Here is a 16798-nt window from a genome sequence, read left to right on the forward strand (position 1 = left end):
GGGGGCGATACGCCAGCTAGGCTCGCACCGATGGAGCAGGGTGCGACGGATATGGAAGACATGCAGACGGCAACGACGCTGTTCGCGGTATCGTTCCGTCAACGCGGTGAAATCGCAGAGATTTTGGCGTGTGCCGGGGTCAGCGCGGACTGGCACGCGCAGGTCGTGAGCGATGCCGAAGCGATCGAAAGCCGCTTTCTGGCGAGCGGTGCGGCGGTCGCGCTGATCGACGCACGTGGGGCGTTCGACGAGGGGCTGGCGGCGACGCTGGCGCTGGGCGGATTGATTGCGACCAATGGCGCCGCGCTGCTGGTGCTGGTGTCGCGCGGCGACGTCGGCGCGGTCGGCGAGCTCTTCGATGCGGGCGCGACGCAGTTCCTCACCAGCCCGGCGAGCGACGGCGAACTCGTCCAGGCGTTGCGGTTTGCCGGGCGCCATGCGGTGCGCACTGCGGGCAGCGCGATCGATCGGCGCAGGATTCCCGGCGTGTCGCTGTACGACCGCGAGACCGGTGACGTCCGTCGTTGGATCGTCGGGCGGATCGCCGCCGACCTGCCCGTCGCGGTGGTGCTGGTGTCACTGTCGCGGCTCGATATCGTCAATGCCGCGCATGGCCGGCCTGCGGTCGATGCGCTGATCGAGGCGGCGGTGCGACGGACCGAGACGATCGCGCATGCCGCGATCGGCGTCGATTCGATCGTCGCGCGGCTAGGCGGGTCCGAATTCGCGCTGGCGATCGAGGCGTCGGGGGCTGCGGTGACCGCGGCGATCACCGCGCTCGATGCGGCGCTCGCACGGCCGTTCCGGGTGGCGGATACGCGTGCGGTGCTCGGCTGTCGGTTCGGCGTGGCGCAGCGCCAGCCGGGCGACGATGCGGCGGCGCTGCTGCGGCGGGCGAGCGAGGCGCTGGCGGAGGCGAAGGTGAGCGACGGGTCGGTGCTCCACGTCGCGCTGCCCGATGGCGTCGCGCCGATCGATGCGCTCGCGATCGACCTGCATCACGCGATCGAGCGCGACGAGATTGATCTGCGCTGGCAGCCGCAGGTCGAGATTGCGAGCGGCAGGATCACCGGGGTCGAGGCGCTGGCACGGTGGAACCACCGGACCTTGGGGCCGCTCGGGGCGGATACACTGTTCGATGCCGCCGATCGCGCGGACCTCGGCATCGCGTTGTCGGATCATATCCAGCGGCTTGTGCTCGCGCGTGCCGTGGCGTGGCCGGAGGCGCTGGGAACGCTGCGGGTGTCGCTCAACCTGACTGCGGCGGATATCACGCGGCCGGGGTTCGCGGCGCTGTTCCTCGCGCGGATCGACGAGAGCGGGTTTCCGCGCGGGCGGCTGACCGTCGAGATCACCGAGACGGGGCTGATCGAGGATCTGGCGGCGGCGTCTGCCTTGCTTGCGGAGCTGCGTGGGGCGGGGTGTCGCGTTGCGATCGACGATTTCGGGACGGGCTATTCTAGCCTCGCCTATCTCAAGTCGCTGCCACTCGATTACGTGAAGATCGACAAATCGCTGGTGCGCGATATCGACGGCAGCGCGCGTGACCGCGTGGTGGTGGCGGGCGCGATCACGATGGCGCGCTCGCTCGGCCTCGCAGTGGTGGCCGAGGGGGTGGAGACGCCGTCGCAACTCGAATTGCTCGCCGCGGGAGGGTGCAGCCTGTATCAGGGGTTCCTGCTGTCCGAGCCGGTCGGCGAGGCGGGGTTGCTCGAACTGATGGCGAGGGAATGATGCAGGCCTTGATCGTTCCCTTCGCGCTGATCGCTGCCACGGCGGCGGCCACGGCGGCGGCGCCCGTGCCCGCCGAGACCGCGATTCGCCAGGCGATGGAGGCGAGCGCGGCGGGGTGGAATGCGGGTGATCTCGCGCGGTTCATGGCGGTGTATGCCGATGATGCGGTGTTCGTGACGCCGAAGGGATTGCTGCGCGGCAAGCCGGCGATCGCCGATAAATACCGACCGAGTTTTCGCGGCGTCGGCAATGCGCGCGGCACGCTGTCGTTCGCATTCCTGGAGATGCGCGGGATCGATCCGCGTCATGCGATGCTGTTCGCGCGCTGGACGCTGACCGGGCCATCGACGACCGAAAGCGGCATGACGACGTTGGTCTTCGCGCGGCGTGGTACAGCGTGGCAGATCATCGCCGATCACAGTAGTTGATCCTCCCCTGGCGGGGAAGATCGGTCAGCGCTGACGGATCGCACCGGCGGACCGGACGTCGGCAATCGTCGGGTAGCCGTTGACCGCCATCAGCAGGTCCGCCTCCGCGAGCAGGCATTCCAACACATGCGCCGCGCCCGCCGCGCCGCCCAGCGCGAGGCCGTAAGCATAGGGGCGGCCCACCCCGACCGCAGTGGCACCGAGCGCGAGCGCCTTCACCATGTCGGTGCCCGATCGCACGCCGGAATCGAACAGCACCGGCGTCGCGCCCGACGCCGCTACGATTTCAGGCAGCATGTCGATCGCGGCGATCCCGCCATTCGCCTGCCGCCCGCCATGGTTCGAGCAATAGATCGCGTCGGCGCCCGCATCGATCGCGCGGCGTGCATCGTCGGGGTGGCAGATGCCTTTCAAGACCAGCGGCAATTTGGTCAGCGAGCGCAGCCAGGGCATGTCGGCCCAGGTCAGCACCTTGCCGAACACGCCTGCCCATTGCCGGACCGCTGCCGCGCCGTCCTCCTCGGGCGGGCGCTCGAGCATCGCGCGGAATACCGGGTCGCTGAAATAATTGGCAAGCACTTGGCCGCGGAGCTGCGGGAAGTTCGCGGTGTTGAGGTCGCGCGGGCGCCAGCCGGTCACCCATGTGTCGAGCGTGACGACGATCGCCTTGTACCCGGCAGATTCGGCGCGGCGCACGAGGCTTTCGGTCAGCGCATCGTTCTTCGGCGTGTAGAGCTGGAACAACCCGGGGGTGTCGCCGAACCGCGCGGCGACGTCCTCGAGCGGATCGTTCGACAGCGTCGACTGGCATAAGGGTACGCCGGTGATCGCCGCCGCCTGCGCCGCCGCGAGATCGCCATGGCCATCCTGCGTGCAGATACCGTTGATGCCGACCGGGGCCATGAACAGCGGCGTCGGCAGCGTCATCCCGAACAGCTCGATCGACAGGTCGCGGCGGGTGCAGTCGACCATCATCCGCGGGGTCATCCCCCAGTGCGCGAACGCGTCGGCATTGTGGCGTTGGGTATGCTCGTCGCCGCAGCCGCCCTGGAGATAGGCGAGCGTCGCTGGGGGCAATGCCGCGGACGCGCGCGCCTCCAGCGTCGCGAAATCGACCGGCACGCTCGGCACCACGCCGTTCAGCCCGGCGAAGTAGATCGCGTTCTGGTAATCGCCGAAATGCGGCGCAGTCTTCGGGGCCACGGCCATCATCCTCTCCTATGTTTTGCGGGCCTTATACGGCGCTACCGGTGACGAAGTCATTCCTTGTGCCTAAGGATGCGCGACCGATTACAGAAAGTCCGACGATGTCCCTTCGCCTGCCTCTTCTCGCTCTTCTTGCATTGTCGACGAGCGCGATCGCCCAGACGCCAGCCGCCGATCCGAACACGTATCTCGAGGATATTCACGGCGCGCGTGCATTCGAGACGGTGAAGCAGTGGAACACGCGGTCGCTCGCTGCGCTGGAGGCGAAGCCGGGCTTTGCGCGCTACCGCCAGCGTGCGCTCGACCTGTTGCAGGCCGACCGCCAGATCGCGACGCCCGACGACGTGCTCGGCGACCAGGTGCTGAACCTGTGGCAGGACAAGACCAACGTGCGGGGCCTGTGGCGGGTCGCGTCGCTGGCGTCGTTCACGAGCGGCAAGCCGGTGTGGCGGACGCTGATCGACGTTGATGCGCTGGGTAAGGCGGAGGGCAAGAGCTGGGTGTGGAAGGGCGTGACGTGTCGCTCGCCGTCCTATGACCGCTGCATGGTCGCGCTGTCGGACGGCGGCGGCGATGCGGTGGTCGAGCGCGAGTTCGATATCCCCTCGGGCAAGTTCGTGACCGACGGTTTTGTCGTGCCGATCTTCAAGACGCGGCTGAGCTGGGCCGGGCCGGACGCGCTGTATGTCGCAACCGACTTTGGCGCCGACAGCCTGACCAAGTCGGGCTATCCGCGCACCGCCAAGCTGTGGCGCCGCGGTACGCCACTGACCGCCGCAACCGAGATCGCCAGCGCGACGCAGGACGACGTAGGGATCAACGTCAGCGTGTTTCCGGATGGCGAGCAGCGCTATCCGCTGGTCGTCCGCGACACCGATTTCTTCCATTCGAAACGAAGCCATATCGCCAGCGACGGACGGCTCGTGGCATCGCCGCTGCCCGACGATGCGGTGATCAACACCGTGCTCGACGGCCGGCTAATCGCGACGCTCGCCTCTGACTGGCGCGGGGTGCCGGCGGGGGCGATCGTCGCCTACAGCATCGCCGACGTGCTGGCTGGCCGTGCGCCGACGATCGAGCGGGTGCTGGTGCCGACCGCGACGCAGGCGGTGGAGCAGGTCGATTCGAGCAAGTCGGTGCTGTGGGTGAAGATGCTCGACAACGTGTCGGGGCGGCTGGTGTCGCTCGCGCGCGGTGCGGACGGCAGCTGGACGCAATCGGTCGCGGCACTGCCTGCATCCTCGACGATCCATCTCGATGCGACCGCGGGCAAGGACGATCTCGCGTTCGCGATGGTCGAGAGTTTCCTCAGCCCGCCCGCGCTCTACGCCATCCGCCCCGCCGCCAAGCCGGTCGCGGTCGACACGCTGCCCGCCCGGTTCGATGCGTCGACGATGCAGGTCGAACAGCGGTTCGCCACGTCGAAGGACGGGACCAAGATTCCGTATTTCCTCGTCCGCAAGAAGGGCACGACCGGCCCGGTGCCTGCTCTCGTCCATGCCTATGGCGGGTTCCGCAATGCGCAGACGCCGACCTATCTGGTCGACCAGCCGTACCGGTCGGGCCCGGCGGGGCTGTTCTGGGTCGAGGAGGGCAACGCGTTCGTGCTCGCCAACATCCGTGGCGGCGGCGAATACGGGCCGCGCTGGCATCAGGCGACGCTGCGCGAGAACCGGCAAAAGGCGTATGACGATCTTCACGCGGTCGGCGACGACCTCGTGCGGACCGGGGTCAGTGCGAAGCGCAAGATCGCGGTGTCGGGGCGCTCGAACGGCGGCCTGCTGGTCGGCGTCGCGATGGAGCAGCGGCCGGACCTGTATGGCGCGATCGTGATGGGATCACCGCTGCTCGATATGCAGAAATACTCGCATCTGTCGGCGGGGGCGTCGTGGATGGGTGAATATGGCGACCCGGACAAGCCGGCGGACTGGGCGTTCATCTCGAAATACTCGCCGTATCAGAACCTCACGCGCGGGGTGAAATACCCGGTGCCGTTCATCTACACCTCGACCGAGGACGACCGCGTCCACCCCGGCCACGCGCGGAAATTCGCGGCGCGCTTGGAGGCGTATGGTGATCCGTTCTTCTATTACGAGAACCCCGAGGGCGGCCATGCGGCGGGCGCCGACAAGATCGAGGACGCCAAGCGCGCGGCGCTCGTCACCGTCTATCTGAACTCGCAACTCGTCACCGCGCCGCAGCGCTGATTATCAGGAATTCATGATGCGTAATTTCCGTCTGCTACTCGGCGCCGCGATCCTGGCGCTCCCCGTTTTGTCGATCCCTGCGCCCGTGCTCGCCGCGCAAACCGAGAACACCGCGTTCGCGTCGCTGTCGAAGCGCTATGTCGATGGCCTCGCCCGTCTCAATCCATCGTCGGCGACATCGCTCGGCGATCACCGGTTCGATGCGCAGATCACCGACATGTCCGCCGCCGGTCGGGCGAAGCGCGAGGCGTTCTCGAAGGCGATGCTCGCCGACCTCCAGCGGATCGACCGGAAAGCCCTGTCGCGCGAGGAGCAGGTCGATGCGGCGTTGCTCGACAATGCACTGCGCTACGACATCTGGGACACCGAGACGCTCGGCGGGTGGGCGTGGGATCCGCAGGTCTATAACGACATCGCCGGCAGCTCGCTCTACTCGCTCGCCGCGCGCGATTTCGCGCCGTGGCCGCAGCGCCTGAACGCGGCGACCGCGCGGATGGAGGCGCTTCCCGCACTGCTGGCGCAGGCGCGTGCGAACATCGTGGTGGCGCGCGTGCCCTCGATCTATGCGACGACGGTGGCGAAGCAGAACAGCGGTATCGTCGATATCGCCGAGAGCATGCTCGCGCCGCATAAGAGCGAGTTGTCGGCAGCGGACGCCAAGCGGTTCGACGCTGCGCTCGTGAAACTGAAGGCGGCGGTCGCCGAGCATCAGGTCTGGCTCGACAAGACTCTGGTCCCCGGCGCGAAGGGCGACTTCCGTTTGGGTGCCGCGCTCTACGACAAGAAGCTCAGCTTCGCGCTCCAATCCGACCTGACCCGCACCGAGATCAAGCGTCGTGCGCAGGCGGCGATCGTCCACACCCGCGCGCAGATGTACGCCATCGCCCGGCAGATATTCGGTGCCAAGAAGGGCGCGCTCCTGCTCCCCGACACGCCGTCCGACGCACAGCAACAGGCCGCGATCCAGCTCGCGCTCGAACTCACCTACGCCAAGCGCCCGGCGCGCGACGGCATGATCGACGCCTCGACCAAGGCGCTGGCGCAGGCGACCGCGTTCGTCCGCGACAAGGGGCTGGTCGGGATGCCCGACGGTCCGGTGAAGATCATCACGATGCCCAAGTTCCAGCAGGGCGTCGCGGTCGCCTATTGCGATTCGCCGGGCCCGCTGGAGAAGAACCTCGGCACGTTCTTCGCCGTGTCGCCGATCCCCGACGACTGGACCGAGGCGCAGGCGACGTCGTTCCTGAGCGAATATAACGACTATATGATCCACGACCTGGCGGTGCACGAGGCGATGCCGGGGCATTTCCTCCAGCTCGCGCACGCCAACGCGACGCAATCGACGCTGCGCGCGGTGCTCGGCTCGGGACCGTTCGTCGAGGGCTGGGCGGTGTATGCCGAGGGGATGATGGCGGACGAGGGCTATCTGAACGGCGATCCGCTGTTCAAGCTGACCGTGCTGAAAATGCGGCTGCGCTCGATCTCGAACTCGCTGCTCGACATCGGCATTCATACCGAGGGCATGACGCGCGAGCAGGCGATGCATCTGATGACGCATACCGCGTTCCAGCAGGAGCGCGAGGCGGCGGGCAAATGGGTCCGCGCGTCGCTCGGCTCGACGCAGTTGCTGAGCTATTTCACCGGCTATTCGGAGCACATGGCGCTGCGGGACGAGGTCAGGAAGCGTGAAGGCGCGGCGTTCGACCTGAAGCACTATAACGATGCGCTGCTCGCGCATGGTTCGCCGCCGGTCCGCTATGTCCGCGAGCTGCTGCTCGACCTGCCTATCGGTTAAGTGCCGGTCGCTTGACCGGGTCTGCGAATGCTGTGACCCTACTCCGATAATAAGCCATCGGAGAGGCGTCATGGCAGGATATCGTCTTTGGCGCGGTATGGGGCTGCGGCAATGAGTGGCCCGCTCGCCGGGATCCGGATCGTCGAGCTTGCCGGGATCGGCCCCGCGCCGTTCGCCTGCATGATGCTCGCGGATCACGGGGCAGAAGTAATCCGGATCGAGCGCCCGGACGCGAAAAGGGGCGGGCCGGGCGGCGATCCTGCCAAGGACATCCTCCTGCGATCGCGGAAAACGATTGCGATCGATCTCAAGTCCGCCGCGGGAATCGGTGTCGTCCGCGATCTGGTCGCATCGGCGGATGGCTTCGTCGAGGGGTTCCGGCCTGGCGTGACCGAACGATTGGGGCTCGGGCCGGACGTGCTGCTCGGGAGCAATCCGCGGCTCGTATATGGCCGGATGACCGGCTGGGGGCAGGATGGGCCGTACGCGCAGGCTGCAGGGCACGACATTAATTATATCGCGCTGGCCGGCGCCCTGCACGCGTTCGGACGCGCAGGCGAGAAGCCGACGCCGCCGATCAACATGGTCGGCGATTTCGGCGGGGGTGCGATGATGCTCGCATTCGGCATGGTCAGCGCGCTGCTCCACGCGCGGACGACCGGGCAGGGGCAGGTGATCGACTGCGCGATGACCGATGGTGCTGCGCTACTTATGAGCATGATCTGGAGTTTTCACGGGCAGGGCTTGTGGCGCGACGAGCGCGGCGTGAACCTGCTCGATAGCGGTGCGCATTTCTACGAGACCTACGCCTGCGCTGACGGCAGATACGTGTCGATCGGTGCGATCGAGCCGCAATTCTACGCGGTGCTGCGCGAAAAGGCGGGGCTGGCGGCAGATCCCGCGTTCGATCGCCAGATGGATCCGCGCGGCTGGCCTGCGCTGAAAGAAAAGCTGGCAGCGGTGTTCGCGACCCGGACCCGCGATGATTGGTGCGCGATCCTCGAACACACCGATGCGTGTTTCGCGCCGGTACTGTCGCTGGCCGAGGCGCCCGCGCATCCGCACAATGCCATACGGGGGACGTTCGTCGAGGCGGGTGGTGTGATCCAGCCAGCGCCTGCGCCGCGCTACTCGGTAACACCGACCACCACACCGCAAATGGCGGGCGAACAGACCGATACGGAGAACGTGCTGGCGGAGATCGGCTATACGACCGCAGCTATCGCGGCGTTGAAGACCGGCGGGGTCGTCGCCTGAGGCTCAAGGTCAGCGGTTCGGTGCGATATCGGGTTCAGCCGGTTACCGGATACCTGGCACGAGACAGAATGCGGGCCGGTGCTTGCACACCGGCCCAGTAGATTAGTTGCTGTCCGAGTTGTCGCTATCGCCGTCGATGGCGAGATACAGACCACCGCCAACTGCGATCGCGGCGAGCGCGATGATGATGATGCCGCCATCGCCGCCGACCTTGCTCTTGTCTGCGGTCTGCGAACCCGAGCGAGCAGCCTTGCTGACCGACAGGCTGGCGGCCGGAGCAGCACTTGCAGCGACAGGTGCGGCAACGAGGGCGAGGCCAGCAGTCGCCATGGCGAAGGATTTGATAAACATTACAAAGTCTCCCGAGAGCACGGCGAACACCGCCGTAGCCACCAAAAACCTACATGCAGGGTCGAATGTTCACAAACGTTAAAGACCGGGGCACTAATATTTATAAAGTTGTGGTGGGTAGTATGTCCGCCACAGTTCACCGCAAGCTGCTCCCGGCTAGATATGGCGGGCAAGCTGTTGTTATTCGAGAATTTAAAGCCACGAGAACCGCCACTAGGTTTTTAGCGAACCGGGATTTTCGATGGATCGGGGGGGGGCAGCGGCTCAGCGCAAATTATATGCCGCGCGAAATGCGGAGCAGTTGGTGGGCCCGGCAGAATCGCACTGCTTGGGGGTATCGTCGGCGCCGTTTCAGGCGATACCCCCAAATATCCCCCCATCTGCACCACTCTCTCAGTTCGCCATATGGAACGTGTGAGAAGAAAGACCCCCACAAACCACGCATTTCTGCGGCTTCTTGACGAGGTAAGGTAGTGATGATCGAGGAGATTGGTGGGCCCGGCAGGAATCGAACCCGCAACCTAGCCGTTATGAGCGGCCAGCTCTAACCGTTGAGCTACAGGCCCCACCGGCGCCTGCGTTAGCGCAAGCGATCATCGGGCAAAAGGGCGCAAAGCAAATGCGCAAAGAAAAAGGGCGCTCCCGAAGGAACGCCCTTTCCGACACTAAATCCTATCGAGCGTAGAAACGCCCGACAGATTTTAGTTCATGTTGTCGGTCTTCTCGTCGGCAGCGTCACGGACGTTGTCGGCAGCTGCGTTCATGTTGTCAGCAGCGTTCTCGAGCACGTCGGTAGCGACTGCGTTCGAGGTGTTGTCCGCCATGGCGTCCATGTTGTCAGCCTGCATTTCCATGTTGTCAGCCAGCATGTCCGCGTTGTTCTCAACGGCGGCGGCTTCTGGCGACTTGCTGCAGGCTGCGACGGACATCAGGCCGGCGGCAGCAGCGATCAGAACGATCTTCTTCATTCGAATGCTCCCAAGCATAGTTTCACTCGCGGCCGACCCGATTGCCGTCGCGAAGTCACGTCAAATAGCGGACCCCGGCGGGCGGTCAATCCGCTAAATTCATCTGTCCGCAAGGTTTGCGGCAGAACGATGACGTTTCGGTTGCTGCAACTGGTCACTTTCCGGGCACGATTGAACCGATTTCCTCAGGCGCGTTGGCGACCGTCGCGATCATCGCGGTCCATGCGGCGACGTTCTGGCGAAGCTGTTCGGGGTCGATCAGATCCAGCGTATCCTCGGGCGTATGATGGTAATCGAAGTAGCGCAGGCCCGATTGATTGAGGTCGATTCCGGCTACCCCCGTGGCGATTACCGGGCCGACATCGGTGCCACCATGGGGGGTGTCGGCACCACGGACGATCCCGAGCGGGGCGAGCGCGACAGCCAGGCGATCCTCGATGGGCTTGGCCCCGGCGGGCAGGCTGCTTTCGAACCGCCAGACGCGATCCGCGCCGAAATCGGATTCGGCGGCTGTGGCGTGACGTTCGCCGGCATGTGCCTTCGCGTAGGCGAGCCCGCCGAAGCCGCCGCTCTCCTCGTCGCCGAACCAGACGACGCGGATGGTGCGGCGTGGGCGCTGGCCGCTGTCCATGACGATCTTGGCGGCAGCCGCAGTGATTGCGATCCCCGCGCCGTCGTCGATTGCGCCGGTACCGAGATCCCAGCTGTCGAGATGGCCACCGACCAGCACGATTCCGGCCTTGGGGTCGGTGCCGGGGACTTCGGCGACAACGTTGCCGGATTCGCGCATCCCGGCCTGCTTGTCCTCGAGCACCAGTTTCAGCGTCACCGGCTTGCCGAGCTTCACCAGCCGCTCGACATGCTCGGCGTCCGCGACCGACAGCGCGGCGGCGGGGATCGGCGTCACGCCCGCGTCGAAATTGGTGTTGCCCGCGTGCGGCCCGCGGCCGTGATCGGTGCCGATCGACCGGATCACGATCGCCGCCGCGCCCTTCTTGGCGGCGACGTTCGGTCCGACGAAGCGCGCGGTGCCCTGCGATCCATAGCTCGACCCGTCCTGGGTCGGCTGCATCGCGTTCGAGACGAACGCGATCTTGCCTTTCAGGCTGCCGTCGGCGGCGAGCGCCAGATCGTTGTACGTCGCGAAATACACGATCGGCAGCGTCAGCCCGCCCGGCGGTGTCGCGCCCGAATTGCCGAGGCCGACCAGATGCAGCTTCTGCGCATAGGGTGCGACCAACTCCCCGCTCTCCGTGCCGCGCGACCATACCGGCAGCTGGTATGGCTCGACCCGCACGTTCTTGAACCCCAGCGCCTTCAGCTTGGCGACCGACCAGGCGCGCGCCCGCGGTGCCGCCTCGGTGCCGGTCATGCGCGGGCCGACCTCGGTCGTGATCCCCTCGACGATCTTGTAGGCGGTGTCGTCGGTCAGCGCCTTGTCGCGGAGTGCAGCGACCTTCGCATCCGCCGCAGTCGGCGGGGCGGCGGTGCGCTGCGCCACGACGGGAACGGCGGTGATGACGGCACAGGCCGCCAGAAGTGGTGCGATACGCGTCATCGGCTATTCCCCTTGGTAGTCGACCCACCGTTAGGTCCGAGCGCGCGCGTTGCCAACCTTCGCGCCTGCCCTTACATGCGCAGATCAATCCCGCCCTCACGAACACCCGAACGGAGACCCACGTGGCCGGCCAATACGCCTATGTCATGAAGGACATGACGAAGACCTTCCCCGGCGCGCCCAAGCCGGTGCTGTCGAACATCAACCTGCAATTCTATCATGGCGCCAAGATCGGCATCGTCGGGCCCAACGGTGCGGGCAAGTCGACGCTGATCAAGATCATGGCCGGCATCGACAAGGATTATACCGGCGAGGCATGGCCGGGCGAGAACGTCACCGTCGGCTATCTCGAGCAGGAGCCGCAGCTCGACGCCTCGAAGACGGTGCTGGAGAACGTCAAGGACGGCGCGCGCGGCGTTGCGGACATGGTCGACCGTTTCAACGCGATTTCGGCCGAGATGGGCGATCCCCAGGACGACACCGACTTCGACGCGCTGCTCGAAGAGATGGGCACGCTCCAGGAAAAGATCGACGCGGTCGACGGCTGGACGCTCGACAACCAGCTCGAGGTCGCGATGGAAGCGCTGCGCTGCCCGCCGGGCGACTGGCCGGTCGACAAGCTGTCGGGTGGTGAGAAGCGCCGCGTCGCGCTGACCCGCCTGCTGATCCAGAAGCCGGGGATCCTGCTGCTCGACGAGCCCACCAACCATCTCGACGCCGAAAGCGTCCAGTGGCTGGAGAACCACCTGAAGGATTATGCCGGCGCGGTGCTGATGATCACCCATGACCGCTATTTCCTCGACAACGTCGTCGGCTGGGTGCTCGAACTCGATCGTGGCAAGTATTTCCCGTATGAGGGCAATTACTCGACCTATCTCGAGAAGAAGGCGAAGCGCCTCGAACAGGAGGATCGTGAGGAGTCCGGTCGTCAGACCGCGATCAAGAACGAGCTCGAATGGATTCGTCAGGGTGCCAAGGCGCGCCAGACCAAGTCCAAGGCGCGTATCGCCAACTTCGAACGCCTCGTCTCCGCACAGGAGAACCGCTCGCCGGGCAAGGCGCAGATCGTCATCCAGGTGCCCGAGCGTCTCGGCGGCAAGGTCATCGAGCTCGACAACGTCTCCAAGGCTTACGGCGACAAGCTGTTGTTCGAGAACCTCTCATTCACGCTGCCCGCGGGCGGCATCGTCGGCGTCATCGGTCCCAACGGCGCCGGCAAGTCGACGCTATTCAAGCTGATCACTGGGCAGGAGACGCCGGACAGCGGCACGATCGACAAGGGTTCGACCGTGCGGCTCGGCTATGTCGACCAGAGCCGCGACCATCTCGACGACAAGAAGAACGTCTGGGAAGAAATTTCCGACGGCCTCGACTCGATGAAGGTCAACGGGTTCGACCAGTCGACGCGCGCCTATGTCGGGGCGTTCAACTTCAAGGGCCAGGACCAGCAGAAGAACGTCGGCAAGCTGTCGGGCGGCGAGCGCAACCGCGTCAACATCGCCAAGATGTTGAAGCGCGGCGGCAACGTGCTGCTGCTCGACGAGCCCACCAACGATCTCGATGTCGAGACCTTGGGCGCGCTCGAGGAAGCGATCGAGAACTTCGCCGGGTGCGCGGTGGTGATCAGCCACGACCGCTTCTTCCTGGATCGTCTCGCCACGCACATCCTGGCGTTCGAGGGCAACAGCCATGTCGAATGGTTCGAAGGCAATTTTGAATCCTACGAAGAGGACAAGCGCCGCCGTCTGGGCGATGCGGCGGATCGTCCGACCGCGCTGTCCTACAAGAAGCTGACCCGCTGATCATGCGGTTTGAGAGGCTCGACGAGGAACTGGCAGCTCACAAATACTCGCATGTCGAGCGTGAGCGGCGGTTCCTCGTCGATCCTCTGAAGCGGCCATCGCTGGCTGGTTGCCGGTCGATCCTGATCGAGGATCTCTACATTACGGATACGCGGTGCCGGCTGCGGCGGATGACCGACAGCGTCGGCGGGCGCGTGGTGCTGAAGTTGTCGAAGAAATACGACGTCCCTGATCCGCTCGCGCGGCCGCTGGTGACGACGTATCTGACGCTTGAGGAATACGCGCTGTTCGCGGCGCTGCCCGGGCTTGAGCTCGCGGAAATAGAGCAGTCGGATGCCGCCTCGCTGGACGCGGTGCAGGTGCCCGAATGGGCCCGGTCCGAGGTCACGTATGATCCGAACTTTCAGGGCGGCACGTTGGCGTTGCTCGATCCGGCAGGCGCACAGAGTTTCGTCCGGCAGGCGATGCACTGACTAAAGCGCGGTGGTGTTTACCCTCAAGTCCGAGATCGTCGTTGACTCGATTCCCGTGTCGAAGGGCACATCACGCGACTGGGTGAAGCGATCACCGACTGGCGCCCACATCTGGTGGATCATCCCGGCGCGGACGTTGACTACCCAATATTCAGCAATACCTTCGCGCGCATAGATCTTGCGCTTGCGGCCGAGGTCGTTGCGCAGCGTAGTATCGGCAACTTCGATCACCAGTGCGAGCGATGCAAGCGGGATCAGGCCCTCGCCCTCCGGCTCTGCGGTCACGGCGATATCGGGCTCCGGGACGTTGTAGGGCGGCATCGAAACCGATCCTTCGACCAACGCCTCCAGATTGATCGGCAGATTATCGAGCGCATCAGCGATCAGGCGGAACAGCCGTGACTTGATCCGCGCGTGCGGCCGGTGCTGCGCGTTCATGTAGACGATTTCCCCGTCCAGCAGCTCGGTCTTGCCATAGCCCTCGAACGCGCCGGCGGCGTCGAGCATCAGATAGTCCTCGACCCGAAGCTTTACGGGGAGCGGCACGGTGGTAAGAGGCACCATCTCGTTCATGGGGGCAATCTACCATGATCTGCAAGAGTCCCCAAGGCGTTCCGATCACGCCCCCGGACGCGTCCAGTATAGCGGAGTTCAACGTGGCTATCGTCGAAAACTCTCCCGGCGGGGATACTGCTCCGGGTGCGGGCGAGCTTCAGTATCGCCTTCGCCAGCAGTCGATCCTCGCCGATTTCGGGATCGAGGCTCTGCGCGCGCGCGATCTGCAGCCGATGTTGCAGCGCGCCACCGAATTGTGCGGCGAGGGGATGCGCTCGAAATATTGCAAGTTCCTCGAATATCGTCCCGAACAGGATACGCTGCTGGTGCGGGCGGGCATCGGCTGGGAGCCGGGGGTGGTCGGGTCGACCGAGATGCGGACCGATCTCGGATCGCCCGCGGGGTTTGCGCTGGAGACGGGCCTGCCAGTGATCTCGAACCACCTCGAGAACGAGCAGCGGTTTCGGACCCCCGAGTTCATGGCACGGCACAATATCCGGCGCGCGATCAACGTGCTGGTCGAGACGTCGGGCAAGCGCTTTGGCGTGCTCGAAGTCGACAGCCCCGACGAGGGCCAGTTCGAGCCGGCCGATTTCGCCTTCATGCAGGGGTTTGCAAACCTCATTGGCGTCGCGATCGAGCGGCAGCAGGCGGAGCAGCGGCTGAGCGAAGCGATGGAGCATCAGGAGTTGCTCACGCGGGAGGCCAGCCACCGCGTCAAGAACAGCCTTGCTCTGGTTTCGGCGATGCTCAACCTCCAGATGCAGGAGGACGATGATCCGCGGATCCGGCGGCTGCTCGGCGATGCGCAGGCGCGGATCACCGCGATCGCGCAGACGCACGACCAGCTTTGGCGCGGCGATCAGGTCGGTATCGTCGCGCTTAACGATCTGGTCTGCGGGATCGCGACCGGACTGGGCGAGCAATCGCTCAACCACCGGATCGACTGCAATATCGAACCGATCCTGATCAGCGCGGACGTGGCGATCCCGATGGGGCTGCTGGTCACCGAGTTGGTCACCAACGCGATCAAATATGCCTATGGCGACGACGGTGGCGTGATCCTGATCACCGTGCGCAGCGCGGATGGGCGGATTGTGCTGACGGTGTCTGACGAGGGCGGCGGATTGCCAGTGGATTTCGACCTGAAGGTAGCATCACGCAAGAGTCTCGGGATGCGGATGATCGGCAGCCTTGCGCGACAGTTGCGCGGGACCGTGACGATCGAAAATGCTGCGGTAGGGACGTGCGCGACGCTCGACGTGCCTGATCCGCGGGTTGAGGAGGCTGCTTAGGCAGCGTCTCTAAACTGAGCGCGGCGCTTCGCTACTGCGACCTTTCCAATTGGGCCCCGGCCTTCGCCGGGGTGGTGCGATCTCAGACGATGTTGCCCGGTAATTGTTTCCCCGCGAAGGCGGGGATCCAGACTGGGCTCCCGCCTTCGCGGGAGAACAAGGAAGTTAGAGGTGACGCTACTTGCGACCGCGCCCTTAGGCCGGCGCCATCACGCGGATGATCCCGGCCGCCACCTTCGCCGTCACCGGCGTCTTCGCCAGGACCTCGCCATCGATCGAGATCGGCAGCGGTGGGATCGTGTTGATCTTCAGGCTCTTGCCGCGGAAATCGCGCACCTTCTCATGCCGCGATTCGAGCCGGAACACGCTGGAGAACCAGTTCTGCACCAGTCGGCGCTTCACATGGCCCATCACCGCCTGCACGACGATCTCGCCCGAATCGACCGCGGCTGCATCCACCAGTTCGGTGCCGCCGTGATACGGCCCGTTCGAGATCCGCACTTCGACGACGCGGATCTTCACCGCGGTCGGACCCTCGCCGACGATTAGCGTGAACGGGCGGAAGCGCATATATTGGTACGTCGCCCAGGCCAGATAGCCGACCTTGCCGAAGACCTTTTTCAGTCCGTGCGGCACGGTCTCGGCGATCTTCGGGCTGATGCCCATCGCGGCGCAGTTCGCGAAATAATCGCCGTCGATCATGCCGAGATCGATCCGCCGTGGCTTGCCGGTGCGGATGACTTCGACCGCGCCCTCGATACTCAGCGGAATGCCAAGCGTGCGTGCGAAACTGTTGGCGGTGCCGAGCGGCAGAACGCCAAGGATCACGTCGTGGCCGACCATGAGGTCGACCAAGCCGCTGACCGTACCGTCCCCGCCGCCAAGGATCAGCAGGTCGGGCTTCTTCGCCAGCGCGCGCAGGACGGTGGACTCAAGGTCCTTCGGATCCTCGACCGCATGCGCATCGACCTCATAGGGCAGCCCCGACATCGCCGCACAGGCGCGCTTGAACAGCTTCTGGCCCTTGCGCGACTTGGCGTTGACGACGAGCGCCGCGGACGTGATCGTATCGTTCGACATAAGGCCCCCAACGCACGGCATGCGGTTTCGCACCCGTAACGCTCTTGCGTAACGCTTGATCCGTCCGCGCGCATCCCGCAAAGCTCGCC

General features: G+C 65.3%; 14 protein-coding genes and 1 tRNA gene. 8 read left to right on the plus strand and 7 right to left on the minus strand.

The genetic code is table 11. The features are described from left to right. The first annotated feature begins 51 nt into the window (after window positions 1-51). A complete protein-coding gene (locus tag QP164_RS02365; protein WP_443027466.1) occupies window positions 52-1734 on the plus strand; it encodes an EAL domain-containing protein in 1683 nt (560 codons plus the stop codon). Continuing rightward, complete coding sequence (locus QP164_RS02370; RefSeq protein ID WP_132897994.1) at window positions 1734-2162, plus strand: YybH family protein; 429 nt, start codon at window positions 1734-1736, stop codon at window positions 2160-2162. The genes QP164_RS02365 and QP164_RS02370 overlap by 1 nt, the downstream gene beginning before the upstream one ends. 24 nt (window positions 2163-2186) lie before the next feature. On the opposite strand, the gene QP164_RS02375 is transcribed toward QP164_RS02370, so the two are convergent. Continuing rightward, window positions 2187-3371: an alpha-hydroxy-acid oxidizing protein gene (locus QP164_RS02375; RefSeq protein ID WP_132897897.1), complete on the minus strand. Its 1185-nt coding sequence runs from the start codon at window positions 3369-3371 to the stop codon at window positions 2187-2189. A 98-nt stretch (window positions 3372-3469) separates the two neighbouring features. On the opposite strand from QP164_RS02375, the gene QP164_RS02380 reads away from it, so the two are divergent. The 3 genes from QP164_RS02380 (at window position 3470) to QP164_RS02390 (ending at window position 8627) form a co-directional block, all read left to right on the plus strand. Next, on the plus strand, window positions 3470-5575 hold the full coding sequence (locus QP164_RS02380; protein WP_333921992.1) for a prolyl oligopeptidase family serine peptidase: 2106 nt from the start codon (window positions 3470-3472) through the stop codon (window positions 5573-5575). 16 nt (window positions 5576-5591) lie between these two features. Further along, on the plus strand, window positions 5592-7370 hold the full coding sequence (locus QP164_RS02385; RefSeq protein ID WP_333921993.1) for a DUF885 domain-containing protein: 1779 nt from the start codon (window positions 5592-5594) through the stop codon (window positions 7368-7370). Between the two features lie 111 nt (window positions 7371-7481). After that, window positions 7482-8627 (plus strand): CaiB/BaiF CoA transferase family protein, encoded by a 1146-nt coding sequence (locus QP164_RS02390; RefSeq protein ID WP_333921994.1) that lies wholly within the window; start codon window positions 7482-7484, stop codon window positions 8625-8627. Window positions 8628-8729: 102 nt separating this feature from the next. Here the strand turns inward: QP164_RS02390 and QP164_RS02395 are convergent, their stop codons facing one another. The 4 genes from QP164_RS02395 to QP164_RS02410 all read right to left on the minus strand — a co-directional run bounded on the left by QP164_RS02395 (window position 8730) and on the right by QP164_RS02410 (window position 11504). Further along, a complete protein-coding gene (locus tag QP164_RS02395; protein ID WP_132897901.1) occupies window positions 8730-8978 on the minus strand; it encodes a hypothetical protein in 249 nt (82 codons plus the stop codon). Window positions 8979-9468: 490 nt separating this feature from the next. Beyond that, window positions 9469-9544: transfer RNA gene (locus tag QP164_RS02400), tRNA-Ile, on the minus strand. 135 nt (window positions 9545-9679) lie between these two features. After that, on the minus strand, window positions 9680-9946 hold the full coding sequence (locus QP164_RS02405) for a hypothetical protein (RefSeq protein ID WP_031393308.1): 267 nt from the start codon (window positions 9944-9946) through the stop codon (window positions 9680-9682). Window positions 9947-10100: 154 nt separating this feature from the next. Then, complete coding sequence (locus tag QP164_RS02410) at window positions 10101-11504, minus strand: M20/M25/M40 family metallo-hydrolase (protein ID WP_333921995.1); 1404 nt, start codon at window positions 11502-11504, stop codon at window positions 10101-10103. A 122-nt stretch (window positions 11505-11626) separates the two neighbouring features. Here QP164_RS02410 and ettA point away from each other — a divergent pair, with 122 nt between their 5' ends. Further along, entirely contained in the window at window positions 11627-13306 is a 1680-nt protein-coding gene (gene ettA / locus QP164_RS02415; protein ID WP_060526979.1) for an energy-dependent translational throttle protein EttA, read from the plus strand. A gap of 2 nt (window positions 13307-13308) precedes the next feature. Further along, window positions 13309-13779, plus strand: a complete 471-nt coding sequence (locus QP164_RS02420) for a hypothetical protein (RefSeq protein ID WP_333921996.1) — start codon at window positions 13309-13311, stop codon at window positions 13777-13779. Here QP164_RS02420 and QP164_RS02425 read toward each other — a convergent pair whose 3' ends face one another. Beyond that, entirely contained in the window at window positions 13780-14286 is a 507-nt protein-coding gene (locus QP164_RS02425) for a Uma2 family endonuclease (protein WP_333921998.1), read from the minus strand. Between the two features lie 149 nt (window positions 14287-14435). Here QP164_RS02425 and QP164_RS02430 point away from each other — a divergent pair, with 149 nt between their 5' ends. After that, window positions 14436-15629 (plus strand): sensor histidine kinase, encoded by a 1194-nt coding sequence (locus tag QP164_RS02430; RefSeq protein ID WP_333922000.1) that lies wholly within the window; start codon window positions 14436-14438, stop codon window positions 15627-15629. 195 nt (window positions 15630-15824) lie between these two features. Here QP164_RS02430 and QP164_RS02435 read toward each other — a convergent pair whose 3' ends face one another. After that, a complete protein-coding gene (locus QP164_RS02435; protein WP_333922001.1) occupies window positions 15825-16709 on the minus strand; it encodes a diacylglycerol/lipid kinase family protein in 885 nt (294 codons plus the stop codon). Window positions 16710-16798 lie beyond the last annotated feature (89 nt).

The sequence above is a fragment of the Sphingomonas sp. LR59 genome (genome assembly GCF_036855945.1).
Lineage (GTDB): Bacteria > Pseudomonadota > Alphaproteobacteria > Sphingomonadales > Sphingomonadaceae > Sphingomonas.